The organism is Bacillus cereus group sp. RP32 (assembly GCF_040459735.1).
Classification (GTDB): Bacteria; Bacillota; Bacilli; order Bacillales; family Bacillaceae_G; genus Bacillus_A; species Bacillus_A wiedmannii.
In genome coordinates this window covers 3,196,151-3,221,904 of record NZ_JARVHO010000001.1, presented here as the reverse complement: position 1 = coordinate 3,221,904, position 25,754 = coordinate 3,196,151, and the positions used below count along the sequence as shown (strand labels likewise).

Here is a 25,754-nt window from a genome sequence, read left to right as displayed (position 1 = left end):
CCTGTTGAATGATTTCGATCTATGAAGGAAGTTCCCTTCTAGTGTGACAAAAGAAGTGTGGAATCGGCAAAGAAAGTGTTTTTTCACGAAATGAACCTGTGAAGAATATATCGTTTATATAAAATATTTTATCTTAAGATTTAGAACTATTTGACTAAGGGAAATGAATTAGATTATCATAATGATAAATATCTTTTTTATGTATGCATATAATATATAAAAAGGTGGTTGCTAATGTAGAATTTTGTTAGAGTATTAGAATGCTTACTTCACTTGAATAAAATTAAGTAGGAGGTGGCTTCCTTGCTTACAATGTAAGTAAGGAGAAGTATTTGGACATATATAGTATAAGTATAGTGATTGTTTTAATTGCCTTAACGGCATTTTTCGTCGCAGCAGAATTTGCAATTGTTAAAGTGCGAAGTTCACGAATTGACTATTTAATTGCAGAAGGAAATAATCGCGCAACATCTGTCAAAACAGTCATTACAAACTTAGACGAATATTTATCTGCTTGTCAGCTAGGAATAACAGTTACAGCTCTGGGGATTGGGTGGTTTGGTAAACCGGCGTTAAAGCAAATGTTTGACACGCTTTTTGTAAATTTGAACATTTCTACTCAACTAGCAGACATTTTTGCTGTAATTTTAGTGTTTTTGTTTATTACATTTTTACATGTTGTAATAGGGGAATTGGCCCCAAAAACATTCGCGATTCAAAAAGCTGAACAAGTGAGTTTGTTTGTTGCTAAACCGTTAATTTTCTTTTATCGTATGGCGTTTCCATTTATTTGGATCCTAAATGGATCAGCTCGAATTATTACGAAGTTGTTAGGGCTGAAACCACCGAAAGGGCACGATGAGGTTCATTCAGAAGAAGAATTACGGTTGTTAGTTTCAGAAAGTTACAAAAATGGAGAGATTAATCAATCTGAATATAAATATGTAAATAAAATTTTTGAATTTGATGATCGTATAGCGAAAGAAATAATGGTCCCCCGAACTGAGATGCATATTATAAGTAAAGAAATGCCTGCTGAAGAAGCTTTGCAAAAAATGTCTCGGGAAAAATATACGAGATATCCAGTTGTAGATGGGGACAAAGATCACGTAATAGGCTTTGTAAACTTTAAAGATATTTTCACAGATTTTGTGCAGCATAATGCAGTAAGTAATAAGAAAGTAGAGCAATATATTAGGCCAATCATTTTAGTTATCGACTCTATCCCAATACACGACTTATTTTTAAAAATGCAAAAAGAAAGAACGCATATTGCTATATTGATAGATGAATATGGTGGTACGTCTGGACTTGTTACAGTTGAAGACATTTTAGAAGAAATAGTGGGAGATATTCAAGATGAGTTTGATACGGATGAACAGCCAGAAATTCAACAAGTTAGTGAAACGAAAACAATACTAGAGGGAAAAGTACTTGTTAGTGAAGTGAATACGTTATTAGGTTTAACAATTGATGATAATGGTGTTGATACAATCGGTGGTTGGATTTTAACGAAGAATATAGAAATTGCTGAAGAGGATTTCATTGAAATTGAAAATTATAAGTTTTGTGTAAAAGAATTAGATGGACACTATATAAAGAGATTAGAAGTTACAAAAACTGTAGAATCAATTGTTATTTTAGAAGATGAAAAACAAATTCCATTTCAAGAACAAATTAGTTCGTAGACTCTGCTATATGGCAGGGTTTTTTTGAGCATAATATTTTTGGCAGAATAAGGGCTATGATACAATGGCATAAGCCAGACCTTTCACTAGGTGAAATATTGTTGTATACATATATTTGGAAGGGGAAGAGTTATGAAAAAGCATTTATATATAAATGGAGATTGGAAGTCTGTAAACACTTATAAACCATTATACGCACCATATTCTGAAGAAACGTTAGCGGAAATTGCACAAGGAACGGAAGAAGATGTACAAGAGGCTGTTACTGCTGCAAAAAATGCAATGAAAAAAATGAATACATTATCTGCATATGATCGTGCGACTATTTTAGAGAAGGTTGCACAAAAAATGGATGAAAGAAGAGAAGAATTTGCAGAGATTATTGCAAAAGAGGCTGCAAAACCAATTCGTGCTGCGAGGGGAGAAGTAGATCGTACCGTTCAGACATACAAATTTGCAGCGGAAGAAGCGAAGCGTATATACGGCGAGACACTGCCACTTGATGCAGCACCTGGTGCAGATGGGCGTATTGCATACACAATACGAAAACCGATAGGGGTTATAGGAGCTATTACACCATTTAATTTCCCATTAAATTTAGTGGCACATAAAGTCGGCCCTGCAATTGCTGCCGGAAATACAGTTGTGTTAAAACCAGCTGATCAAACGCCATTATCGTCTTATGCATTAGTTGAATTATTTGAAGAGGCAGGATTGCCAAAAGGAGCTTTAAATATTATTTCTGGTCCCGGTTCAACTGTAGGTGAGGCGATAGTTACAAATGATGATGTTGCTTCCATTACTTTTACGGGAAGTCCGAAAGTTGGAATTGGAATTAAGGCAAAGGCTGGGTTAAAGCGAGTTACGTTGGAACTGGGATCAAATGCTGCTGTTATTATTGATGAAGATGTAGAATTAACAGATGAAGTAATTGAACGTGTAAAATGGGGAGCATATGTAAACAATGGACAAGTTTGTATTTCGGTACAACGTGTTTTTGTACATGAAAAGAGAATGGATGAATTTCTTTCAAAGCTAAAGATAGCGATGGAAGCAGTTGTTGTTGGTGATCCATTGCTGGAAGAAACGGACGTATCGGCTTTAATTTCGAAAAAAGATGTAGAGCGAATAGAAATGTGGGTGCAAGAAGCTATTAAGGAAGGTGCTACTGTTTTATACGGTGGTAAGAAACGTGATGCAAGGATTTTTGAACCAACTGTATTAACAAATGTTCCAGAGTATGTATCTGTTCAGTGCCAAGAAGTATTTGGTCCACTCATGACAGTAAATACATTTAAAGAATTTGATGAGGCAATTGAGCAAGTAAATCATTCACGTTACGGTCTACAAGCAGGTGTGTTTACAAATAATTTGTTTAAAGCAATGCGTGCAATTGATGAGCTAGAGGTTGGTGGTGTCATGATTAATGATATTCCAACGTTTAGGGTAGATCATATGCCTTACGGTGGTGTTAAGGAAAGTGGTACGGGGCGTGAAGGAATTAAATATGCAATAGAAGAAATGACAGAAATGAAATTAGTGTGTATTAAAAAATAAAGTAGATCGAGCTTAAACATCCTAATAAAAAACGAGCTGGAAATGTTTACGATTCCATACTCGTTTTTTATTGTTTGTTTTACGTTTCTCGGAACGATTTAATTTAACCAAGTGTACCTTTTACTTCATTTCTTGTTTGAAAATAGCATCTTCTACATAAATTTGTTCTTTGTCAACAGCAGTGCTATGAGATAATACTAAACCGATTGGTGTTTCTATACCTTTATTTTGAACAATTGTAAAAGGAACATTTTTTTCATTTGCTAATTTAATGTATTTTGATAAATGTGGGTAAGCAATGCCACCATTTAGGAATATTTGTAATAATTGAGAAGAGCGCATGCTACTAGCTACTTCAGAATATACATTACTTTGCATTACTTGACCGATAGTTAAAGCGATTTCTACACGCTCACGTAACGTAGTTAAATACATATTACGTTCTTCTGGTTTGTTCTGCTTTTGGCCGTAAATGCCTTCTTGGAGATAATCTTCCACATTTTTATTTACCATATTTTTCACACCTTTCATTTTCTATTGTACGAAAGAATGAAGCAGGATGCAAAAAAAAGTCGCATCGAATGTAAAAAACTTTGAATGAAAGGAAGGAAAATGGAATGTATCAATCTAAACAATTAATAAGGACATTAAAAATTTTATCAACACATATTAACAAAATGTGACAATAATCTATTAACGAATCGCATTTTTTGTGTTAATATTCAAAATATAAAGGGTGTTCGTCGCATGGAAATGGAGGGAATGGGGGTTTTTCCAATCGATAAGGATATTAAAGAAGTATTTTGTTCGCACTTGAAAAACAACAGGCACCAATTCGTTGAGAACTGGAAAAACAAAATGATAATTTCCGATAAAGATCCATTTAAACTAGAAGCAGTTCAAAATGGAGAGGATTTATTAGAGTTAATTATCGAACTTACTATGGAAGAAAAAGATATAGATTATCTTCAGCCATTATGCGAGAAAATTGCTATTGAACGTGCAGGGGCAGATGCGAATATTGGAGACTTTGTTTATAATGCAAATGTGGGAAGAAATGAACTTTTCGAAGCGATGTGTGAATTAGATGTTAGCGCACGTGAATTGAAACCGATTATGGCCCAAATACATACTTGTTTTGATAAATTAATTTATTATACTGTTTTAAAATACTCGGAAATTATATCAAAAAATTTAGAGGAAAAACAGCAATATATTAACGAAACACATAAAGAAAGGCTGACGATTTTAGGGCAAATGTCAGCAAGTTTTGTACATGAATTCCGTAACCCACTCACTTCAATTATGGGATTTGTTAAATTATTAAAGGCAGATCATCCAAGTTTATCTTATTTAGATATTATTTCGCATGAATTAGACCAATTAAATTTTCGTATTTCGCAATTTTTACTCGTATCGAAAAAAGAAATGTGGAATAAATCAGAACAATTTTGGCTTAATGATTTGTTTCAAGATATTATACAGTTCTTATATCCGAGTTTGGTCAATGCAAATGTTTCGATTGAAAAGAATTTACCGTATCCAATTCCACTTGTTGGCTATCGGAGTGAAGTGAGACAAGTATTTTTAAATATATTAATGAACTCAATTGACGCTCTAGAATCAATGAAAGAAGAACGGAAAATTATCATTGATGTATTTGAAGAAGATCAATCGATTCGAATTGTGATAAAAAATAATGGGCCAATGATTCCAGCTGAAAGTGTAGAAATGATTTTCGAACCATTTGTAACTACTAAAAAGTTAGGAACTGGTATTGGATTATTTGTATGTAAACAAATTGTAGAAAAACATAATGGGTCCATCATGTGCCGTTCAGATAACGAATGGACAGAATTTCAAATTGTATTTCAAAAATAAACAGTCTACACCAAATGAATGGTGTAGACTGTTTTAATTCGTAAGTATAATGGCTTCTAATTTAGGATCTTTAGTTGAATAACCTAAAAGTGAAATTGTATATATGATGTTCGGTTCGACTTTGAAATTCGGTATAGTTAGTAAGACGCTGGGATTATCGGCGAGTGAAACATCAATATCTGCTGTACCAGGACTAACTTCCAAAAAATCTGTTATTTGTTTAAAGAGTACATTTTCAAATAAATGATCTCCACCTTTTAAATCTACATTTACAACAGGGGTATCTGGAGAAAAATGTGCAAAGCGTATTTTTGCTTGACCAGCTGGTAAATGTGTATTATCAAGCATAGGTTGTAATTGTAGATGATTGTCACTATTTATTGCGGCAAAAGTATAAGTGTGATTCCCCATTATTGGTACTAAAGCTGAAAAGATGGGAGTTTCATTTCCAACAGGGACAATATCTATACGGTATTTACCTTGCACTAATGTTAAATAGGGACTAAATTGTTTAAATGAAATATTTTTAATAACCTTTTGCCCGTTTACTAAAATGTCAACCGCAGGTGTATTGGAAGCAGAGTGAAAAAAACGTATGTGTGACGGTAAAGCAGCTTCTTGTGAATCTCTTTTTTCATACGCCTGTACAAGTTTCGTAAGCGTATCGTAATATTTCATATATAGTTCTACATATTTTTTCGGATTTTTAAATTGATAGTAACGAGCGAGCTGTTCGTAACGTGCAGCTTCTTGTCCATATTTTTCGATTTCAGATTGAGACATGAATATTCCTCCTTTGTCATCATTAAAACTATATGCTTAACAAGAAAGAGGTTATGCGAAAAAATTGTTTTTTGAAGAAGAAAAGTTGAAAATTAATAAAGAGTATTGCTTATGGATAAGTGTTTTTTAGGCGAAAGAGCCTTATAATTTTCTAGAGTATACAGCAGTATATCATCTATGTTGGATGATGATGTACCGATTACAACGTATATTTCGAAATAAAAAACCTTAAGAGCGTATGAAGTAACATATCGAAAACATGTCCAAAAATCCTTAGAAAACTAGGGATTTTTTTAATAATGGGCAAATACACATACAAAGTGATAATTGTCCTACATAAATTATAAAGGAAAGGTAGTTTAAACATAAGGAAAGGAATAAAATATTGGGATGGGGATATCCAAAAAGGAATTGTGAATGGAGTTATGGACGATTTTGTGCTTTACGATGTAGGATGAATTTTGAATTTGTAACATTATTTTTTCTATTTACGTTAGCAAGTGGCAGTATTAACCGATAAAAGAGCGTCGTGCCGAACTGATTAATGTGGTTAATCGGTTCTTTTTTTATTGTATAAAACGGAGGAGAATGTATGTAAAATATAGGTTTCTATAAAAATAATTGCTATGCATTTAGTAGGATTAATTGTCGATATTTGTTTGAAAATATGCAATATAAAGTAGGAGAATAGGAAGGAGTTTAAAGGGAGTTTCGTCGAAGTTTACACAATGTCGGCAATTGAGGGAAGCTGATATTATGTTAAGAAAATATGTAGTGAAGCGTTTATTTTATATAAAGGAGGGTTATTGGAGCGTATAGATAAGGGTTGGTCTTCGTTTTAAGTTCTGAATTTTCTGTTTTCAAAATTAATATTTAGCACTCATTTGTATATTTTATAATAGTTTTTTGATAAAATCACTGCTTTCGCAGAGGGTTCTTTTTTATGAAAGAAACGTCAATTTTCTTCATATATATATACAAATTGGAGAAATGGGGGAGCGCTATGCGCGATTACTTAATTAAACCACTTGTTGGTCAGCCGTATCCAATGATTTCACATGGAAAAGGTGTGTATTTGTATGATCAAAACGGAAATAAATATTTTGATGGCTCGTCAGGGGCAATTACGGCAGGTATTGGGCATGGCGTAAAGGAGATTGCAGATGTTATAAAAAAGCAAGCAGAGGAGATTGCTTTCGTTTATAGATCACAGTTTACGAGTGAACCAGCTGAAAAATTAGCGAAGAAATTAAGCGATTTAAGTGTAGGAGATTTGAACTGGAGCTTTTTTGTGAATAGTGGTACGGAAGCAAATGAAACAGCTATGAAAATTGCAATCCAGCATTTTCAAGAGCGAGGTATTCAAGGGAAGCATAAAATTTTGTCACGATGGATGAGTTATCACGGTATTACGATGGGAGCCTTATCAATGTCTGGGCATCCACTGCGCAGACAACGTTTCGTGTCAATTTTAGAAGATTATCCAACTATTCCAGCTCCATATTGTTTTAGATGTCCGGTGCAAAAGGTATATCCAACTTGTCAGCTTGCTTGTGCGACTGAACTAGAAAGATCAATTGAAAGAATTGGTGCAGAACATATCGCAGCTTTTATCGCTGAACCGATTATCGGAGCAGCTGGAGGCGCAGTCGTTCCGCCGAAAGAATATTATAAAGTCATTAAAGATATTTGCAGTCATTACGATATTTTATTTATTGCTGATGAAGTAATGACAGGGCTTGGTCGTACTGGCGCATGGTTTGCGATGGAGCATTGGGGTGTAGAACCGGATATTATGACTCTTGGTAAAGGTTTAGGAGCTGGATATACACCGATGGCAGCGACGATTGTAAGTGACCGTGTTATGGAGCCAATTTTACGTGGATCGCGTTCTGTAATGAGTGGGCATACGTTAAGTGCAAATCCATTATCTGCAGCAACAGCTCTAGCTGTTATTGAATATATGGAGAAACATAATCTACCTGAAAAAACAGCAGAAAAGGGAGAGTATTTAATAAAAGGACTACAGAAAGTTCAGCAACAATCGACAATCATTGCTGATGTGCGCGGAAAAGGGTTGCTGATTGGAGTAGAATTGCAACCGTTTACAAAAGCGTCGGAACTTATTTCGGTTGCAGCTAAAAATGGTCTTCTTTTATACCAAGCTGTTTCAGGGCAAGCAGGAAAAGAAGATAGTGCACTGCTTGTAGCACCGCCGATGACAACTACATATTCCGAGTTAGATGAATTACTTTCAATTTTTGCAAAAAGTGTAGAAGAAATGATGCAAAAAGGAGGGCATAGTATCGCATGACAACTATTACGAATACATTCGATAAATTAAAAGAGATAGAGGAAGTAATTTCTTTATTCCACGATGATATGACATTAATGTTTGGAGGATTTGGGGGGATTGGATCCCCTCCATCTTTAATACAGGCGATTTTAGAAAAAGGAGTTACAAATTTAAATTTAATAGGAAATGACACGGGATTTCCTGATGTAGGAATCGGTCGTCTTGTTACGAATGAAAGAGTAAAATCATTAATTACTTCACATATTGGTTCAAATCCAAATGCAGGAAGACAGCTAAACGAAGGAAGGTTACAAATCGAGTTTTCTCCTCAAGGAACATTAGCAGAGCGTATTCGCGCTGGTGGTGTAGGACTTGGAGGTGTATTAGTTGATGTAGGTGTTGATACGATTGTAGAAGAGGGAAAACGTACAGTTGAAATGAATGGCAAGACATATTTAGTTGAAACAGCATTAACTGCTGAGGTTGCAATTGTATATGCGAAAAAAGCGGATCCGTTTGGTAATCTTGTGTTTGATAAAAGTGCTCGTAATATGAATCCTCACGTAGCTATGGCAGGGGATATAACGATTGTAGAAGCAGAAGAAATCGTCCCACTTGGAAGTTTAGATCCAGAAGAAATTGTTGTCCCAGGAGTATTTGTAAATTATATTGTACCGTCGGAAGGAGTGAATTGGAAATGGGTATGGGCTTAGAAGTGAGAGATAAGATTGCTAGGCGCGCGGCGAAAGAAATACAAAATGGTATGATTGTAAATTTAGGTATTGGTATACCATCGCTTGTACCAAATCATCTTCCTAACGATATAAACGTTATGTTTCATGCGGAAAATGGAATTGTAGGTATGGGACCTACGCCAAGAAAAGGGAATGAAGACGAAAATTTATGTAACGCAGCAGGTTTACCGACTTCTCTTATTACAGGAGCGAGTTATTTTGATAGTTGCACAGCGTTTGGGATGATTCGAAAAGGTTTATTAGACATAACGATTCTTGGTTCATTACAAGTAAGTGAGAATGGTGATTTAGCGAACTGGATTGTACCAGGAAAACGCGTTCCAGGTATTGGGGGAGCGATGGATTTGGCACAAAAAGCGAAGCGGGTCGTTGTTGTGATGAATCATGTCGATAAATACGGAAACGCAAAGATTGTTTCGGAGTGTACATTACCATTAACTTCAAAGAAATGTGTAGATTTAATTATTACGGATATGGCAGTTATGGAAGTGACGCAGGGTGGACTCGTTTTACAAGAATTAATGAGTCCATACACAGTGGAAGATATAAAACAACATACAGAAGCTGATTTCAAAATTGGCTCTAACTTACTAGTAATCGAATGAGGGGAGATGTAATATATGGAGCAATTAAAAAAGAAAATTTGTGATTATATCGAGAGTCATGAAGAGGAAAGCGTAAAATTTTTAAAACGATTAATTCAAGAAAAAAGCGTATCTGGTGATGAAAGTGGTGCGCAGGCAATTGTGATTGAAAAATTACGTGAGCTAGGTTTAGATCTTGATATTTGGGAACCTTCATTTTCTAAAATGAAAGATCATCCTTATTTTGTATCACCGCGTACAAGTTTTTCAGATAGCCCGAACATAGTGGCAACTTTAAAAGGAAGTGGCGACGGGAAATCTATGATATTAAATGGACATATTGATGTCGTACCAGAAGGAGATGTGAATCAGTGGGACCATCACCCTTATAGTGGTGAGCAAATAGGGAATCGTATATATGGTCGTGGAACAACGGATATGAAAGGCGGCAATGTCGCACTGATGCTTGCGATGGAAGCTATTATTGAATCTGGTATTGAATTAAAAGGAGATATTTATTTTCAAAGTGTAATTGAAGAAGAAAGCGGCGGGGCAGGAACATTAGCGACTATATTACGAGGATATAAAGCAGATGGTGTCATTATTCCAGAACCAACAAATATGAAGTTTTTCCCGAAACAACAAGGGTCCATGTGGTTTCGTCTACATGTGAAAGGCAAAGCAGCACACGGTGGAACGCGTTATGAAGGAGTAAGTGCAATTGAAAAAAGTATGTTTGTTGTAGATCATTTGAGAAAATTGGAAGTGAAGAGAAATGACCGAATTACAGACCCGTTATTTAAAGGAATCCCCATTCCAATTCCAATTAATATTGGGAAAATTGAAGGTGGGAGTTGGCCAAGTTCTGTTCCTGATTCATTAAATTTAGAAGGAAGATGTGGTATTGCGCCGAATGAGACTATAGAGGCAGCAAAAGAAGAGTTCGAGAATTGGATCGCTGAATTAAATAATGTGGACAATTGGTTTGTTGAAAATCCTGTAGAAGTAGAATGGTTTGGAGCGAGATGGGTTCCTGGTGAACTAGAAGAAAATCATGAGTTAATTACGACACTAGAGCATAACTTTGTTGAAATCGAAGGGAATGAACCGATTATTGAAGCATCTCCGTGGGGGACTGATGGAGGTTTATTTACACAAATCTCAGGTGTACCAACGATAGTATTTGGTCCAGGAGAGACGAAAGTAGCACATTATCCAAACGAATATATAGAAGTTGATAAAATGATAGCTGCCGCAAAAATTATTGCATGTACATTACTAGATTGGTGTGAGGTGAAAAAATGAAATACTATGAATCTTTTAGAGAACAGACGAATGGCTATACAGTAGAAGGCGTTTTAGACTATTTTAATAAACGTATTCGAGTAGACCACTACACAGGAAATATTCAGAGGATTATCCAAACAATTGACGAATTAGCAGAGAAGCATTCTTTCACTAAATGTATTATTAAAGGAAAGGGAGAGCATGTTTCTACATGGCTCTCTTTCGGTTTTTTATTGGAAGCAACAATACCGCATTATTTTCAAGGTCACGATGCATACTTCTTCGTGAAATTTATTAATGATGAAAGACGAAATAGTATTCATTGGGCTGAGGAAGATACCATTTTAAGCGGTGTTAAAGCAAAAGAAGTAAAGGGAAAAATAGTACCAGAGAAATTTTTATTAAGAAAAGCGACAGAAGAGGATGCGGAAGAATTAGCGGCTGTCTTTGGAAAAGTATTTGAAGTTTATCCGACTCCTTTAAACGAAGCGAGTTATGTAAAACAAACGATGAAGGAAGACGATACAATATACTATGTGTACGAATTCGAGGGGAAAATAATTAGTACAGCATCTGCAGAAATGAATATAAAAGAAGGAAATGCAGAATTAACGAATTGTGCTACTTTACCCGAATATCGTAAGCATGGGTTTATGAAAAGTTTACTAATTAAGTTAGAAGAAGAACTGCAAGAAAAATCGATTTTCTGCTCCTATACAATTGCTCGATCGCTTTCTTTCGGAATGAATGCGGCCTTTCATCAGTTAGGTTATACGTATACAGGAAGACTGGCGAACAACTGCTACATTTTCGATAAGCTGGAAGATATGAATATATGGGTGAAAGATTTGTCTAAATAGTACGGAATCGTAATGCTTATAATCGCATATAGGTATGCCGGAAATTCGGCATGTGATTGCTGAATTTTCGGCAAAAGGGGGGGATGACATTGCTAGCAGTTTCGACACAAGAAGTCATTGAAGCGATTTTGGGCAGTATTGATGAGGCTATACACGCAGTAGATGAAAATGGTATTACAATTTTCTATAATACTGTAGCTGCAAAACACGATGGGTCAAAAATTGAAAAAGTGTTAGGAAAACATTTGTTAGAAGCGTTTCCTTCTTTATCTAGGGAAACGAGTACGTTAATGAAAGTGTTAGATACAAAAAAACCAATCGTTCATCAAGTTCAGCATTATCAAAATTTAAATGGGGAAGACATTTGTACAGTAAATACGACGTTACCTATTTTTATAGATGGAAATATTGCTGGGGCTGTTGAAATTGCAAAGGATTATTCCACAGTTCAAAAACTTACGGATACAATTGTAGATTTGCAGTCAAAAATAAAGCGGTCATCTAGAAAAAAAGCAATTAAAAAGCATGTTGCATTTGAGACGATTGTGACGGATGATGCTCGATTTAAACAGACGAAAGAATTAGCACAAAAAGTAGCGCCAACTGATGCAAATGTTTTAATATATGGGGAAACAGGAACAGGGAAAGAGTTATTTGTACAAGCGATTCATGAAGCTTCTAAACGGAAGAACAAGCCATTTATTGCACAAAACTGCGCAGCTTTGCCAGAGTCGCTATTAGAAAGTTTATTGTTCGGAACGACGAAAGGTAGCTATACTGGGGCAATTGAACGAGCGGGATTATTTGAACTTGTAGATGGTGGGACATTGTTTTTAGACGAACTGAATTCAATGCCTCTCGATTTACAAGCGAAAATGCTACGTGTATTAGAAGATGGTGTTATTCGTCGAATTGGTGATAATAAGACGAGAAAAGTAGATGTTCGCGTTATTACTGCAATGAATCAGCCACCAGAAATATGTTTAAGAGAGAATAAAATTCGTACTGATTTATATTATCGATTAAATGTCTTTTCATTATATATTCCGCCGCTACGTGAAAGAACTGAGGATGTCTTATTATTAGTGTCTTATTTTTTGAACGAATATAATAAAAGTTATAAAAAAGGTGTACTTCAAATGGATAAGGAAGCGAAAGAAAGACTACAAGCTTATCAATGGCCTGGCAATGTTCGTGAGCTAAAACATACGATTGAACATGCTGTCATTATTGCAGAAGGGGATACACTAACAGCCAATTGTTTACCGCGTACATTTCGGAAAGAGAATCTGCCAAAGAATAAGAGCATATTGCCACTTAGAGAAGCACTTCATCAAACGGAAAAGGAATTAATAGATCAAGCGTTAATTGAAACGGAAGGGAATATATTACAAGCTGCAAAAATGTTAGGTATCCCTCGCCAAACGCTTCAATATAAATTGAGTAAGTACGACAAAACCGCCGAATAATTGGCGGTTTTTGTGTGTTTGCACCAATAAAAGAGCGTTTACATATATAAAAAGTAATGAATATGATAGTATGTATGGATTTCATACAGTGCTTACAAATATTTTTTTGTTGATGTAATAGCGTTCTCCGTACATTTACTTATCAATAATGTAAAGTTGGCATAACTATTGCTTATATAAAGGATGAGCGTATAAAAAGGGGGAATAGCAATGTTACATGATGTATACAAACCAAATCGTCACTGGAAGGATATCGAGTTGTGGAAGGATGTTACTGAAGAGCAATGGAATGACTGGGTTTGGCAATTAACGAATACGATCAAAACTTTGGATGACTTAAAGAAAGTGATTAATTTAATACCTGAAGAAGAAGAAGGCGTTAAAATTTCAACAAAAACGATCCCGTTAAATATTACACCGTACTATGCTTGGCTAATGAATCCTGATGACCCACGCTGTCCGATTCGGATGCAATCTGTACCGATCTCGGAAGAGTTATATAAAACAAAATATGATTTAGAAGATCCGCTTCATGAAGATGAAGATTCACCAGTTCCAGGGCTGACACATCGTTATCCAGACCGCGTATTGTTCTTAGTAACGAATCAATGTTCTATGTATTGTCGTTACTGTACACGCCGTCGTTTTAGTGGACAAATTGGAATGGGTGTGCCTAAGAAACAATTAGATGATGCAATTGGTTACATTCGTGATACACCACAAGTACGAGATGTATTAATTTCTGGTGGTGACGGTCTTCTTATTAACGATAAAATTTTAGAATATGTATTAAAAAATTTACGAGAGATTCCGCATGTCGAGATTATTCGTATCGGAACGAGAGCGCCGGTAGTATTCCCGCAGCGTATTACAGAAAACTTATGTAATATTATTAAAAAATACCATCCAGTATGGTTAAATACACATTTCAATACTTCTATTGAAATTACAGAGGAATCGAAAAAAGCATGTGAAATGCTAGCGAATGCTGGTGTTCCAGTTGGAAACCAAGCAGTAATTTTAGCTGGTATTAACGACAGCGTTCCAATTATGAAAAAACTTATGCATGACTTAGTAAAAATCCGTGTACGTCCATACTACATTTATCAATGTGACTTATCTGAAGGTATTGGTCATTTCCGTGCACCAGTATCTAAAGGTCTTGAAATTATTGAAGGTTTACGCGGTCATACATCTGGTTATGCGGTTCCAACATTCGTTGTAGATGCACCAGGAGGCGGCGGGAAAATTGCGCTTCAACCAAACTATTTAATTTCGCAAAGTGCAGATAAAGTTGTGCTTCGTAACTTTGAAGGTGTTATTACAACGTATCCAGAGCCAGAGAGCTATATCCCAGGAAGAGCAGAAGGGTACTTTAAAGAAATCTATCCAAACTACGAAGAAAAACGTTCAGATGTTGGTATCGCAGGTCTTATGAGTGATAAGAAATTTAACCTTGTTCCAGACGACTTACAGCGTATGAGCCGTCGTAAAGACTATGAAGATAATGACACTCATGCATCACTAAAAGATAAACGTGATAAGCGTGATCAACTTAAAGATAAAAAGTATCAATCGCAAATGGCTAAATTAGAAGAAAACGACAAAAAAAATGAGGGTGATGCAGTATGAATTGTATGTGGTGTGACAGTACAGAAGCGAAAGAAAGCTTGAATACTGTATATTGGGAATTACCAGATGGTACGAAAGCCATTGAAATCCAAGAGACACCATGCATTTCTTGTTCCTCATGTGGTATGGACTATCAAGCAGATCAAACAGTGAAAGAAATAGAAGATCAATTGTTTCTAATTTATACGAAAGATTTACCAAAACAACTAACATATGAAGAATTAATGGGAAGACCACGTCTATTAAAAAGAAATTATTTCGACTTTTAACCAGCTTTTATGCTGGTTTTTTTCTTTTTTGCCTTGTATAATGTATCCAAGTTAGAAAGGCAGGGAATATTCTTGAAAAAGACATTTTACCACTATATGATGAAGCATCGTGCAGCTTTATTTAGTAATGAAGTATCGAATTTAGCAGAAGCAATGTATGATGATTTAAGCTTTCCAAAGCAATCTGAAGATTATGATGAAATTAGTTCATACTTAGAGTTAAGTGGATTGCTAGAAAGTATGTCTATATTTGATGAAGCTTGGGATTTATACATACAAGAGAGATAAGAACTATATGAATTTTTTGACGTGAAGCTAGTCTATTTGCTAGCTTTTTTTTACGTTGTAAATAATTTTTTTATACGGTGATATTTTTTATTGAAAAAATTTATGAATATACGCTTCTGTGATAAGCGTTTTTATGTAGGTTGCATATACTGTTATCAAAATCACGACGTCAAAAAAAGGAGAGATATAGATGGCGAGAAAAAAGCAACCTAAATATAACGTAGGGGACATAGTCGTGATTACGCTATATGGAACCGTTGGTAAAATCACAAATATGAAGGTTTTAGATGGAGTTTACGTTTACGAAGTCAATAATCATGATGGGTTTTACGTAGAGCAAACGTTGCAGCACGTTTCAGAGCAAGATATGAAAAAAGGTGAAACTGAGTGGATTGAATTAAATTATAATTTCACATTTGGTGATCTCGTGCAAGTAACAGGATACGATAAAGATGTGTTTCGAATTGTTGGTTTTCGTACAGAAGTATGGAGATATAAAAATGACGCATGGGAAGATACTATATACGAATTGTCACGAATTACGGATGGTGAATGGTTAGAAGCGGATGAATCAGATTTAACGTTACTTGCTAATGCTCAAACGGCAAATGCAATTTTGAAGAAAATGAAACAAGATAAAGCTGGTATGAATAAATTAGATTTAGGAAAATTAAAGTCAATTAACAACTCAAAAAAAGTGAGTGTTAAGACAAATCGTCAAGAGATCATTGATGGATTACTTGATATTTATAACGATTATCAATTGTTATTCGATACATTTAAAGATGAAGAATACAAAATTGTTATGGATGTTGTTCATAATTATTTAGTTAAATTGACAGAGAAAAAATAGTTAACTAGAAAGAGAGAATGAATTGAACAACAACATATGCAGTATAAGGTATGCCTACAATTATTAAAAAAATAAAAAGCCATTTAATAAGAGAGTCTGCCCATTGATCTTCATGCATGAACTCTTCTTTTGTTTGCCCTACTTCTTGTTCTACCTCATATTGGTATTCCATAATTAAATCCCCCTTTTTGATAGCTTGTACTACCATCGTATGCATCTCGTCCAAAGGATATGACCTATAAAAAAAGAAAAACTATTTTTCTAATCTCATATACATAATTTTGAGATTTTTTCATAAAACAGAAATAAAGGAGTGATGCTCATGAAGGAAATTGAGGTCGTAATTGATACGGAAGAGATTGCGGAGTTTTTTTATGAGCAACTAATTGAAAGAGGGTACGTCCCAAAACGAGAAGAAATTGAAGATCTCGCAGATATTACATTTGAGTATTTATTAGAGAAATGTATGATTGATGAAGTTTTTGATGAAGATGATGAGTGAAAGTAACGGCGGGCTTAACTCGTCGTTTTTTACTCTTTACAAACTTGTCACAAATATAGTCGGAAATTATTGGTATAATTAAAAGAAAATTTTACTCAAGAGGTGAAGGGATGTTCAAAAAAATTATTGATTCTTTATTAGGTAGGAAAAAAAATCGTTCGTATTCTAGTAGTGATTATCGCCATAGAGGTCGCTCTTATTCAAGTAGCGATTATAAACGACGTTCATCTGGTTATGGGCATCAGCATTATAAAAGAAAACGTAAAAGTCGTAGCTTCTTTTCAAGTAGCTGATGAAATGGCGTCGTATACTAGCTTTATTTGATAGACCACTGCGAAAAAATACAATCGTTGCAGAACGTTATAAAATTGAATCAGTAATTGGAATGGGCAGTTATGGGGTTACATATGTCGTTAATGATTTACAAATAAATAGAAATAAAGTCTTAAAACAATTAAGACAGAGTAAACAAAGGTATGAGTCAGGTAGAAAATCATTTGAACAAGAGAAAATGATTTTACAAACATTAAATCATCATGCAATTCCTAGTTTATATGATCATTTCGTATGGGAGAAAAAAAGCTTTTTCGTGATGGAATATATGCCTGGTAAAAATTTCGAAGATTATATTTTCTTAGATGGGCATGTATATACAGAACGTGAAGTTTTAAAAATTTTATATGAAATATTAGAAATTGTATCGGTGTTTCATAATAAAGGTATAATTCACCGAGATTTACGCATTCCAAACATATTAATGAAAGAAAACCAAATTAGTATTATTGATTTTGGATTAGCTAAATTGAAGGGTGAGGGTGATGAACGAGCTACAGCTTATGAAGGTGAACAAGCTTTGATGCGAGAAGTTCACTTTCGTAGCGATTTTTATGCGCTTGGTCATTTCTCGTTATTTTTATTATATGCAAGCTATGAATCTAATGAAAAACATGAAAAACATGAAAAACCATGGTATGACGAATTAACTTTGGAAAATTATAACCGTGAAATGCTTATGCGGATGTTACAAATAAAAACGCCGTACTATGAGAATGTACAAGATTTAAAAAAAGATATAGCTTTTGCTTTAGAAAGGATGGAGGTTCCGTGTTTCAAAAGTTTTTAGCAAGTGTTGGTATTGGTAATGCAAAAGTAGATACAGTTCTTGAAAAAGATGAGTATATTGTTGGAGAAGAGATACTAGGGAAGGTTCATATAACTGGTGGTTCAGTTAGCCAACAAATTGAAAGCATTTACTTAACATTATCGACGTCGTATGTACGAGAAGTGGATGATAAAAAAGTAACAGCAACATATGATTTAGAGCGAGTTCGTTTAACAGAACCTTTTTCTGTTGAGCCGAATGAAAAAAAAGAAATTCCATTTTCATTTATAATGCCAGTTGAAACCCCGCTTACAATTGGAATGAAAACAGTTTGGGTGCATACAGGTCTTGATATTAAACGCAGTATAGATCCAAGTGATCGTGATTACATTCAAGTGTTGCCCAATGCACTATTAAATAGTGTGTTAGAGAGTGTAAATCAATTAGGTTTTAAAGCGCGTCATATAGAATGTGAAGAATTACCGTATCGATTACGTAAGCAAGTTCCGTTTGCGCAAGAATTTGAGTTTGTTCCTGTTTCCGGAGAGTTTTATGGGAAATTAGATGAACTAGAATTATTAATCTTACCAAGCGCTTATGATCGATTAGAAATTATTATGGAAGTAGACAGAAAATCTCGCGGATTAGCAGGTTTATTTGCAGAAGCGCTTGATCTTGACGAGAAAGTGATTCGCTTTACAGTAACGAATGAAGATATTCCAACAATGCAAGAAAAAATTAACAATTATATTTTTAAATAAACTATGCATAAAAAAGAAATGGAGAGGAAAACTAAAACAACCGCTCCATTTTTTTGTATAGTGAGGTTATGTATGTGAAACGATATCGACATTTATACTTGTTAAGTTTTACGCTACTCATTTGTTTTGTCGTATTATCACTTTCGTATCATACCGCTTGTATTGAGAAATTTGACAATATAGTCGCGCATTTTATTCAAAGCTTTCGAAACGATTACTTGACAGCTTACTTTACTTGGGTGTCTTTTATCGGTTCCAAAAGAATATATTTTCCGGTACTCATCATTCTTGTAATGTATTTTCTCGTTAGAAAAAAGTTGCTTAGTGCATTACTTCTAACAATTAATTATTATGGATCTCGTTATTTAAACAGTATGCTTAAACTATGGTACGAACGAGCAAGACCTGATGTAACGCAGCTTGTTACTGCAACTGGATATAGTTTTCCGAGCGGTCATACGATGAATGCTACTGCTTTTTTAGGATTTATTGCATACGTCACAATTACTGAAGAACGTATTACATTGCATAAAAAATTGTTGATTATTTTTATAGCGAGCTTTGTTGTATTATCTATTTCAGTTAGCCGAATATATCTTGGCGTTCACTATCCATCTGACATATTAGCAGGATGGGCAGCTGGCGGTAGCTGGCTCGTTTTATGTGTTATATTTCATAAAGCGTTCATTAAAAAAGAACCTATGTCATAATAGGTTCTTTTTCCATTGGTTCAACATGAATGTGTGCATGGTAAATGCCAAACTTTTTCCGAAGCATTGCCTCGATGTTGTCAGTAATACAATGACTTTCACCAACCTCCATACGAGCATCTACCTCGATTGTAATATCAACGTACGTTTGATTCCCGTACATACGCGCGCGAATGTCTACGATGTTTTCCACGCCACCAATATGTTCAATAGCACCAGCGTACTCTTCCATCTTATCTGGATCGATTCCATCCGTTAACATATGAGAAGCTTCTACGAAAATCTCCCATGCAGTTTTACAAATAATAAGGCCGACAATTAAAGCGGCAATAGGATCTAAAATAGGCATTTGGAACTGCGAACCGACAATACCTACTACTGTACCGATACTTACGAGAGCATCTGATAAATTATCCTTTGCAGCGGCTTCTAATGATTTACTTTTTGTTCGTGCTGCAATCTTTTTCGTATATAAATATACAAAGTACATAACGACAGCAGAAAATAAGGCTACCCATGCAGCAAGTACATTAGGCGCTGCTTGTTTCGGATTAAAAAAAGATTGAATGGCGCTAATAACAACTTCTAAACCGACCGTTGCCATAATAAAAGAAGCAACAAGTGATGCAATTTGTTCTGCGCGCGAATGCCCATAAGGATGATCTGGATCACGAGGTTTACGAGAGATTTTTAGACCAATTAATATCGCTAAAGAAGCACCGATATCCGTTAAGTTATTTAAACCGTCAGCACGTAATGCGCTAGAGAGGGTAATATAACTGATGATGATTTTCATAGAGGATAAAAATATGTAGGCCATAATGCTGACAATAGCACCTTTATCAGCTTCTTTATGAGAAAGAGTATCCATTTTAATCACTCACCTTTCTACAAGGAATTTCTTTCTATAAATAGAGTACCAAACGAAACTCGTGTGGGTCTATACAAACATTGTTGACGTTTTTTAGGTTTTTAAGAAGGGGATAACAAAGTTTCGTGAAGGAAAAATATGTTGTAAAGTGCAAAGTTAGGGTGTGAACGCGATTTGGATCGAGGGGATAGGGAAAAGGATAGATGTATTATGATGAATCCGTATACTACACCGCTCAAAGGTGATTGGGCAAAATAAAAACCCTCTAGAAAATATATTTCAGAGGGTCTTCATCTTAGTATGCTTCTAAAAACTCAGTAACTTGCTCTTCAGTTTTTGCGTTAGCGCTATGTAAGTGGCCTAGCTTCTCGCCATTTTGATATACAAGTAAACTTGGAATACCCATTACTTGATACTCTTCAGCGATACTTGGGAACTCATCTTTATTAATAGTATACCATTCAAACTTATTAAACTCTTCCATTACATCTCCGATAAAGTTGTCCATACGCACACAATCTGGGCACCATGTAGTAAAGAACTTAACAACTACTGGCTCCTCACTTGCGATGATGTCTTTGAATTCCTGTTCAGATTTGATTTCTTTCATGTTTTTGTCTCCTCTCAATGTCACACGGATAAGCTAGTATTTTTATGCAAAATCCGTAATTGCAAACATTTTGCAAACATTAGTGTTTTTGAAATAGATTGTTTGCAAAATCTTCGACTGCTTTTTCTTGTAGGCCTGGTACGACATCTGAGTAGGTATCTAATGTGACGCCTACTCTTTTATGTCCTAATCGTTCACTTACGATCTTTGGATGAATACCTTGTTTCAACATTAATGTTGCATGGGTATGTCTTAAATCGTGGAACCGAATATCAGGAACCCCACATTTCTTTATAAGCTTTTTCCAGAGCTGTGTCAAACTTCTGAAATTGCATGGGTTACCATTTTATCTCTTTTTCAATTTGTAGATTACTTATTTTTTATAACCAATTAAAATTTTAAGGTATTGAGGATACTTTTCAACTACTATAGTTCTTCCATCCATTTCAAATTCTTGTTTTTGGGAAGCTTACTATTGATAATTTTCCATAATTATTCATCAACCATTTTATTAAAAATGGGAATTTATTTAGGAAATGTCAAAACAAATTCAAAAGCAAGGTAAAAATATAAAAGATATACTTAGGGAGATAACAAGGGGAGGTAATGGAATGGATAAAGAAAGAATCTGGAACGATAAACAAAATGTATTAAGAAGATGCAGCGTAGCACCGACTATGCATAATCAAGAAGATGCTGAGGTAGTAGAAGTCTGTAATGAATATATACATCTAAAGTTACAAGAAAAGACACAAACTAAAAATAGAGATTTAATTTTGACTAAGGAGGACTTTATTAAGGTCTTAACTAAGCTTGAGCAAAAGAACGAAGGATTAAGAAGGAAAGATCTAGATGGTCGTAAAGCACGTTATTTATTAGCAATATTAAACTTACTGCCTGAATTTCGAGTTGTAGATAGAGAAGTTTTTGGAAAAGGGCAATTTAGAAACAAAAAGTTTTTAGTATATATTTAGATATGTAAGGCGCTGCCGTGACTTTGGCGGCGTCTTGTTTGTTGTTAATGAAAGATAAGGGAGAAAATAAAAAAGAGAGCTAGTGCTCTCTTTTTTAGCGGTACGGTAATTAATCGCAGATTGGTATCCCGAGCACTCTTAAAGCTAATGCTACTTGAAGAGAAATCTCTAATCTAGCAATTTCAATACCAGCTACTGAAAGAACTAAAAAAGGTTGTCCATTTACAAACACAACGCAACTATCCATGGTTACGCCTCCTTTCTAGCAATCTAATATAGTATATGTATTTAACGATAATATGTAATGGTTAAATTAATGGATTTAATAGAATTGGTAAATTAGCCTATTTAAACAAAACAAACGAACATAATGAATGAAAAAACAAGAATCAAATGATTCCTGCTAAGGCAAAAAATTTAACAATTGAGCGATAGCAAGAATAAACTTTGGCGAAATATTAATCTCAAATTTTATATTTATATGAGTACCCCTTTCATTGTTTTTCTTACATCAGTAATACAGATGATTATTGAGTACATAATTTGTTGTCTGATCCTATATTAATATTTATAGTTTTATATAATAGATTGTAAAAGATAAGAGGATTATAGCTATGTATGAAACTTTTTCAAAAAGAGCAAAAAACGAACAGGACAAATTAAAGATGTATACATTTATGACACCGTACGAGAAAGATTAAGAATCCAAGTGATTCACATTTGGATTCAAGCAATCGGTGAAGAAAACGACCAAATATGGGACGTTGTTAATAAAATAATGTCTAAAGAACTAGGATTATTCAATTTAACCAGCGGAAAATATGATTCGTCATTTCAACGTTGCTCCGAGTTTTTACAAACATGCACAGATACAGAAGCAATCGACATTATAGAACTATCATTTATCATTTACAAAAAACACTATGCAAAATACGGATGGAACCCATCCCACTACTACAGAACAACAACTCAATCATTCGACGGGGCAATTGAAGAACTGAATTATTGGTTCAAAGACAATAATTTGGGTTACGAATTCACAAATGGAGAACTTATCCGTATAGACCAAACTCACATGCACGAAGAAGTTGTAAAACCAACTATAACTTTACTATTTGAAGAAGACTTCGAAGGACCAGCTGCAGAATTTTTAAATGCACATAAAGCTTACAGAAAAGGTAATTACAAAAATGCACTAGTAGAAGCTTTAAAATCTTTCGAAAGTACAATGAAGACAATTTGTGATAAAAAAGGAAATCACAAAGGATCTCTTTTATATTACGTTGTCTTATAAATTTTATTTTTAATCCTATTTTTAGTATCCATAAATGCGGCGAATGTAGCTATAGCACCACCTAAGTCATAGACTTGGAATTTGTGGGAAAAAGCTAATCCTGTAATGAAATTGTAGCTGTATATAAAGCAAGTTATACCGAACAACCATAACATGAACTTTAAATCTTTTAAGCTCAATCTATAATTTTTGATTTTTTTCCACATATGTATCAACTCTTATTGTTATAGGGTTCTGTAGTTTTTCTTTTTGAAATCTCGCATGTTGAGGATAAAGAATAGAAGGAAGATAACGGCTGCGATACCATTAATCCAGTAGTATGTGTGCCCTGTTGTGAATCCGTTATAGAAGGAATAGGTATTCCAAATTACAAGAAGTACTGAACAAACAGTAGAAATCATTAATGAGCCAAAACTTCTCATGATTTTCACCTCGATTCAAATTTTTAAAAATTTTATATAATTATACATTTAAATAAAAGGATTTTCAAAGGTAAATCAAATTGTATTCATGATAGCCATCACTATAACGATCTTTTCTCACATATTTTTATGAGATGTTTATGAAGTCCTATAATGTCGGATAAAGCAAGCAATCTCTTTCCGGTACTTAGAGAAGGTAAACGGTGGATGATTATTACTTATAAATTTTATGAGTGAATTAAACAACAAGCAGGAAATTCAAAAAAAGATGTAGGGGATGCATATATGAATTTAGAGGAATCGTTATTAGAACTTATTCGTGAAGTTGTGAGAGGAGAGATTAGGGCGGCGTTATATAAGTTCCAGCAATAATCACAACCAAAAAAAGTAATATGGGTGAAAGAAGCGTGACTAACAAGAGGGGAAATTGCTGCACTGTATAGAGTGAAAGAGAAAACATGATGTGGAACGCGAAAGGGATCATAAGAACATCTTAGGAATTATTTAGCGGTTAAGAAGTCAGGAGGATAATTAGGGTGTTGAAATGGGTGAAGAAACAAAAACGCCCACCGTGCATTGTTTGTGAGAAACAAGAAGGTGAGCTTCAATTAAACGAAACGAATGGGATTTGTGAAAATTGTGCCCAAATTACGCATGAACAAGGTATTGAAAGAGATACCCATCCCCTTTATATCTTATTCCATAAATAACAAAGCTGGTGGGCTTCTGATTCAAGAGCTATTAAATGATCATTATTAATAGAGTTATTCGCATACATTCTGTTCTTTTGGATGTTAAGGACAGTATAATTCACATCATTATATTCATTTGAAAATGTTGATTCATTTAATAATGTCAGTGTTGAGTTGATGTTATATTTATCAATTCGCTCTTTTTTTCCTTTGAAAAATAGTTTAATAAGATGCGGCTCATCATTAATGAGCAAACCGAGTTCAGGTGATGAGCGGACGATTAAATTATCTGATAACCAATGTGATTTACCTGGATCAAACCAAGAGACTTCTTTGTTTTTAATAAATTTTTTGTACTGCTTTATAACATCAATGTAGTTTTGCTTTTTCTTCTGATCAACAGTTTGTACTAATGTTTCAAAACAGTCAAAAGGTAGTTCGTTTTTATGAAATTTAATAACAGTTTCTCGTAATTGTTTCCAGTAATCAAAAATCGGGTGATATTCAGGTTGAGATTTTAAATTCTTTACAAAATTTGTTTTAGCTGCACTACTTTTCAGTGTGAAGTCTAAAAATTGTGTAAGTCCCACTTTAATTTCCGCCATGTTACACCCCCTTTCCAAACATTACTAATTCGATATTGGAAAGGGAAATCCTGCATTTTTAAGGAGGTTTACTAGATGCTAGAAAAACCGATGTTCATACACAATGGCTATATTGTAAAGCTGATCCGCAAGAATGACGAAAATACCAATTCATTTTATATATTCAACCAAGGTGCTTGAGTGCCGTGGCTTTTGTGTTTCTTATTGAACTTGGTAATCATGGAATACTTTCTAAGAGGAGGAAACTGGAATGGATCTACACCCAGTAAATGATAATAATCCGAAAAAAGCATTGGAAGGGTTTTTAAAAGCAGTGGAGAAAGCCCAGAAAGAAGAGAATGAAAAATCAAAGAAAGCAAATAAAGAAGATGAGTGAAGCGCGCTATCGTTAAAATGAAGAATAACGTGCTTTTTTATTTTTTTCATAAAGCGCATGCATATTCATGGATTTACAGATATTTGTTACGTGGGCATAGTGTTTTTGATAAATAACATTATGGAAATAAACGGAAATGAAATTATATGAAAAAAGGTCCTGTTGTTTCCAACAGGACCTTTCCTAAAATGGCAAAGAGTAACTCTTACCTTACTCTTCTCGTATATAATACATGAAAAAGATAGATGTGTATACAACAAGAAATCCTAATATGATTATTTGAATATAGTGTTTAAGAATAATAAGGTGGAATTTTAAATAAGGAATTAAATTACAAATGTTGATTTGTCAGGTGATTCAAATGAATTTCTATCAAATTGTAGTTAATAAAGTGATATTGAGATAATAAGATATGTAATTTAGCATACCAGATTTTTAAAGCGAACAAGGGTATGGAATATTTAAATAATACGGAAGTGGAGGGAGAGTAATACTAAAATTTCATTTGTTTTTTACTGTAATAAATAAATTTATTTGAATAGAAGCGAAAAATAGAGGTTTGCCTTAGTCATTTATGAAAGTCAAGAATATTTATAACCATAGGAGTAAATACACAGGTCCGATAATTCTTGT

Annotated in this window: 31 protein-coding genes and 1 pseudogene; 22 read left to right on the top strand and 10 right to left on the bottom strand. The window is 34.4% G+C overall.

The genetic code is table 11. The annotated features are described in order from the left end of the window. The first annotated feature begins 332 nt into the window (after nucleotides 1-332). Together QCI46_RS16610 and QCI46_RS16605 are read left to right on the top strand one after the other, a co-directional pair. Nucleotides 333-1,688, top strand: coding sequence for a hemolysin family protein (locus QCI46_RS16610; protein WP_002108356.1), 1,356 nt, complete (start codon nucleotides 333-335; stop codon nucleotides 1,686-1,688). Nucleotides 1,689-1,820: 132 nt separating this feature from the next. Then, complete coding sequence (locus QCI46_RS16605; RefSeq protein WP_353840911.1) at nucleotides 1,821-3,245, top strand: aldehyde dehydrogenase family protein; 1,425 nt, start codon at nucleotides 1,821-1,823, stop codon at nucleotides 3,243-3,245. A gap of 120 nt (nucleotides 3,246-3,365) precedes the next feature. On the opposite strand, the gene QCI46_RS16600 is transcribed toward QCI46_RS16605, so the two are convergent. Next, nucleotides 3,366-3,758 (bottom strand): YueI family protein, encoded by a 393-nt coding sequence (locus tag QCI46_RS16600; RefSeq protein ID WP_353840910.1) that lies wholly within the window; start codon nucleotides 3,756-3,758, stop codon nucleotides 3,366-3,368. A 234-nt stretch (nucleotides 3,759-3,992) separates the two neighbouring features. Between QCI46_RS16600 and QCI46_RS16595 the strand changes: the two genes are divergently transcribed. Then, entirely contained in the window at nucleotides 3,993-5,126 is a 1,134-nt protein-coding gene (locus QCI46_RS16595; protein WP_000425101.1) for a BA2291 family sporulation histidine kinase, read from the top strand. Nucleotides 5,127-5,159: 33 nt separating this feature from the next. On the opposite strand, the gene QCI46_RS16590 is transcribed toward QCI46_RS16595, so the two are convergent. Further along, the gene (locus tag QCI46_RS16590; protein ID WP_353840909.1) at nucleotides 5,160-5,909 is read right to left on the bottom strand and encodes a DUF4397 domain-containing protein; all 750 of its coding nucleotides are present in this window, start codon (nucleotides 5,907-5,909) and stop codon (nucleotides 5,160-5,162) included. 1,003 nt (nucleotides 5,910-6,912) lie between these two features. On the opposite strand from QCI46_RS16590, the gene QCI46_RS16585 reads away from it, so the two are divergent. The 10 genes from QCI46_RS16585 (at nucleotide 6,913) to QCI46_RS16540 (ending at nucleotide 16,202) form a co-directional block, all read left to right on the top strand. Further along, the gene (locus QCI46_RS16585) at nucleotides 6,913-8,223 is read left to right on the top strand and encodes an aspartate aminotransferase family protein (RefSeq protein ID WP_001205889.1); all 1,311 of its coding nucleotides are present in this window, start codon (nucleotides 6,913-6,915) and stop codon (nucleotides 8,221-8,223) included. Beyond that, complete coding sequence (gene atoD, locus QCI46_RS16580) at nucleotides 8,220-8,918, top strand: acetate CoA-transferase subunit alpha (RefSeq protein ID WP_000208097.1); 699 nt, start codon at nucleotides 8,220-8,222, stop codon at nucleotides 8,916-8,918. The genes QCI46_RS16585 and atoD overlap by 4 nt, the downstream gene beginning before the upstream one ends. After that, nucleotides 8,903-9,565, top strand: a complete 663-nt coding sequence (locus QCI46_RS16575; protein WP_353840908.1) for a CoA transferase subunit B — start codon at nucleotides 8,903-8,905, stop codon at nucleotides 9,563-9,565. Before atoD ends, QCI46_RS16575 begins: the two co-directional genes overlap by 16 nt. 15 nt (nucleotides 9,566-9,580) lie before the next feature. Continuing rightward, on the top strand, nucleotides 9,581-10,849 hold the full coding sequence (locus QCI46_RS16570) for a peptidase (RefSeq protein ID WP_075311881.1): 1,269 nt from the start codon (nucleotides 9,581-9,583) through the stop codon (nucleotides 10,847-10,849). After that, nucleotides 10,846-11,691 (top strand): putative beta-lysine N-acetyltransferase, encoded by an 846-nt coding sequence (ablB, locus tag QCI46_RS16565; RefSeq protein ID WP_353840907.1) that lies wholly within the window; start codon nucleotides 10,846-10,848, stop codon nucleotides 11,689-11,691. Before QCI46_RS16570 ends, ablB begins: the two co-directional genes overlap by 4 nt. Before the next feature lie 83 nt (nucleotides 11,692-11,774). Continuing rightward, nucleotides 11,775-13,160, top strand: coding sequence for an arginine utilization transcriptional regulator RocR (gene rocR, locus QCI46_RS16560; protein ID WP_353840906.1), 1,386 nt, complete (start codon nucleotides 11,775-11,777; stop codon nucleotides 13,158-13,160). Between the two features lie 210 nt (nucleotides 13,161-13,370). Beyond that, the gene (gene kamA, locus QCI46_RS16555; protein ID WP_000902134.1) at nucleotides 13,371-14,792 is read left to right on the top strand and encodes a lysine 2,3-aminomutase; all 1,422 of its coding nucleotides are present in this window, start codon (nucleotides 13,371-13,373) and stop codon (nucleotides 14,790-14,792) included. After that, a complete protein-coding gene (locus QCI46_RS16550) occupies nucleotides 14,789-15,061 on the top strand; it encodes a YokU family protein (protein WP_000995761.1) in 273 nt (90 codons plus the stop codon). Before kamA ends, QCI46_RS16550 begins: the two co-directional genes overlap by 4 nt. A gap of 72 nt (nucleotides 15,062-15,133) precedes the next feature. After that, a complete protein-coding gene (locus QCI46_RS16545) occupies nucleotides 15,134-15,349 on the top strand; it encodes a YozE family protein (RefSeq protein WP_000750728.1) in 216 nt (71 codons plus the stop codon). Nucleotides 15,350-15,539: 190 nt separating this feature from the next. Continuing rightward, nucleotides 15,540-16,202 (top strand): hypothetical protein, encoded by a 663-nt coding sequence (locus tag QCI46_RS16540; RefSeq protein WP_000101496.1) that lies wholly within the window; start codon nucleotides 15,540-15,542, stop codon nucleotides 16,200-16,202. A gap of 4 nt (nucleotides 16,203-16,206) precedes the next feature. Here QCI46_RS16540 and QCI46_RS16535 read toward each other — a convergent pair whose 3' ends face one another. Then, entirely contained in the window at nucleotides 16,207-16,374 is a 168-nt protein-coding gene (locus QCI46_RS16535; RefSeq protein ID WP_000456535.1) for a DUF3930 family protein, read from the bottom strand. A 150-nt stretch (nucleotides 16,375-16,524) separates the two neighbouring features. On the opposite strand from QCI46_RS16535, the gene QCI46_RS16530 reads away from it, so the two are divergent. From QCI46_RS16530 to QCI46_RS16510, 5 genes are all read left to right on the top strand, one after another. Beyond that, nucleotides 16,525-16,704, top strand: coding sequence for a YozD family protein (locus QCI46_RS16530; RefSeq protein ID WP_087982478.1), 180 nt, complete (start codon nucleotides 16,525-16,527; stop codon nucleotides 16,702-16,704). A 110-nt stretch (nucleotides 16,705-16,814) separates the two neighbouring features. Then, a complete protein-coding gene (locus tag QCI46_RS16525) occupies nucleotides 16,815-16,997 on the top strand; it encodes a hypothetical protein (RefSeq protein ID WP_000473373.1) in 183 nt (60 codons plus the stop codon). Further along, nucleotides 16,997-17,827, top strand: a complete 831-nt coding sequence (locus QCI46_RS16520; protein ID WP_353840905.1) for a serine/threonine protein kinase — start codon at nucleotides 16,997-16,999, stop codon at nucleotides 17,825-17,827. Before QCI46_RS16525 ends, QCI46_RS16520 begins: the two co-directional genes overlap by 1 nt. Next, nucleotides 17,809-18,567 carry a sporulation protein gene (locus QCI46_RS16515; RefSeq protein WP_353840904.1) on the top strand — a complete coding sequence of 253 codons (759 nt, stop codon included), beginning with the start codon at nucleotides 17,809-17,811 and terminating at the stop codon, nucleotides 18,565-18,567. Before QCI46_RS16520 ends, QCI46_RS16515 begins: the two co-directional genes overlap by 19 nt. Nucleotides 18,568-18,641: 74 nt before the next feature. Next, a complete protein-coding gene (locus QCI46_RS16510; RefSeq protein ID WP_353840903.1) occupies nucleotides 18,642-19,277 on the top strand; it encodes a phosphatase PAP2 family protein in 636 nt (211 codons plus the stop codon). Here the strand turns inward: QCI46_RS16510 and QCI46_RS16505 are convergent. The 3 genes and pseudogenes from QCI46_RS16505 to QCI46_RS16495 form a co-directional block, all read right to left on the bottom strand. Next, nucleotides 19,267-20,148, bottom strand: coding sequence for a cation diffusion facilitator family transporter (locus QCI46_RS16505; RefSeq protein ID WP_048546607.1), 882 nt, complete (start codon nucleotides 20,146-20,148; stop codon nucleotides 19,267-19,269). The two genes, QCI46_RS16510 and QCI46_RS16505, sit on opposite strands and share 11 nt — an antisense overlap. Nucleotides 20,149-20,443: 295 nt before the next feature. Then, nucleotides 20,444-20,758: a thioredoxin family protein gene (locus QCI46_RS16500; RefSeq protein WP_137052773.1), complete on the bottom strand. Its 315-nt coding sequence runs from the start codon at nucleotides 20,756-20,758 to the stop codon at nucleotides 20,444-20,446. Between the two features lie 79 nt (nucleotides 20,759-20,837). Beyond that, nucleotides 20,838-21,104, bottom strand: a pseudogene (locus tag QCI46_RS16495) (site-specific integrase); the annotation flags it as partial. Between the two features lie 265 nt (nucleotides 21,105-21,369). Between QCI46_RS16495 and QCI46_RS16490 the strand changes: the two are divergent. Further along, complete coding sequence (locus QCI46_RS16490; RefSeq protein WP_137052774.1) at nucleotides 21,370-21,732, top strand: hypothetical protein; 363 nt, start codon at nucleotides 21,370-21,372, stop codon at nucleotides 21,730-21,732. Nucleotides 21,733-21,841: 109 nt separating this feature from the next. Here the strand turns inward: QCI46_RS16490 and QCI46_RS16485 are convergent, their stop codons facing one another. Then, on the bottom strand, nucleotides 21,842-21,979 hold the full coding sequence (locus QCI46_RS16485; RefSeq protein WP_000376554.1) for a DUF3956 domain-containing protein: 138 nt from the start codon (nucleotides 21,977-21,979) through the stop codon (nucleotides 21,842-21,844). A gap of 411 nt (nucleotides 21,980-22,390) precedes the next feature. Between QCI46_RS16485 and QCI46_RS16480 the strand changes: the two genes are divergently transcribed. After that, nucleotides 22,391-23,026: an STM4504/CBY_0614 family protein gene (locus tag QCI46_RS16480; protein ID WP_353841887.1), complete on the top strand. Its 636-nt coding sequence runs from the start codon at nucleotides 22,391-22,393 to the stop codon at nucleotides 23,024-23,026. On the opposite strand, the gene QCI46_RS16475 is transcribed toward QCI46_RS16480, so the two are convergent. Then, entirely contained in the window at nucleotides 23,011-23,232 is a 222-nt protein-coding gene (locus QCI46_RS16475) for a hypothetical protein (RefSeq protein ID WP_137052586.1), read from the bottom strand. The genes QCI46_RS16480 and QCI46_RS16475 overlap by 16 nt on opposite strands. Nucleotides 23,233-23,250: 18 nt before the next feature. Then, the gene (locus QCI46_RS16470; RefSeq protein ID WP_137052587.1) at nucleotides 23,251-23,448 is read right to left on the bottom strand and encodes a hypothetical protein; all 198 of its coding nucleotides are present in this window, start codon (nucleotides 23,446-23,448) and stop codon (nucleotides 23,251-23,253) included. 536 nt (nucleotides 23,449-23,984) lie between these two features. On the opposite strand from QCI46_RS16470, the gene QCI46_RS16465 reads away from it, so the two are divergent. Further along, complete coding sequence (locus tag QCI46_RS16465; RefSeq protein WP_170968804.1) at nucleotides 23,985-24,158, top strand: hypothetical protein; 174 nt, start codon at nucleotides 23,985-23,987, stop codon at nucleotides 24,156-24,158. Here the strand turns inward: QCI46_RS16465 and QCI46_RS16460 are convergent. Continuing rightward, on the bottom strand, nucleotides 24,137-24,745 hold the full coding sequence (locus tag QCI46_RS16460) for a hypothetical protein (RefSeq protein ID WP_137052588.1): 609 nt from the start codon (nucleotides 24,743-24,745) through the stop codon (nucleotides 24,137-24,139). The two genes, QCI46_RS16465 and QCI46_RS16460, sit on opposite strands and share 22 nt — an antisense overlap. A gap of 250 nt (nucleotides 24,746-24,995) precedes the next feature. On the opposite strand from QCI46_RS16460, the gene QCI46_RS16455 reads away from it, so the two are divergent. Continuing rightward, on the top strand, nucleotides 24,996-25,121 hold the full coding sequence (locus QCI46_RS16455; protein ID WP_277751946.1) for a hypothetical protein: 126 nt from the start codon (nucleotides 24,996-24,998) through the stop codon (nucleotides 25,119-25,121). Nucleotides 25,122-25,754: the final 633 nt, after the last annotated feature.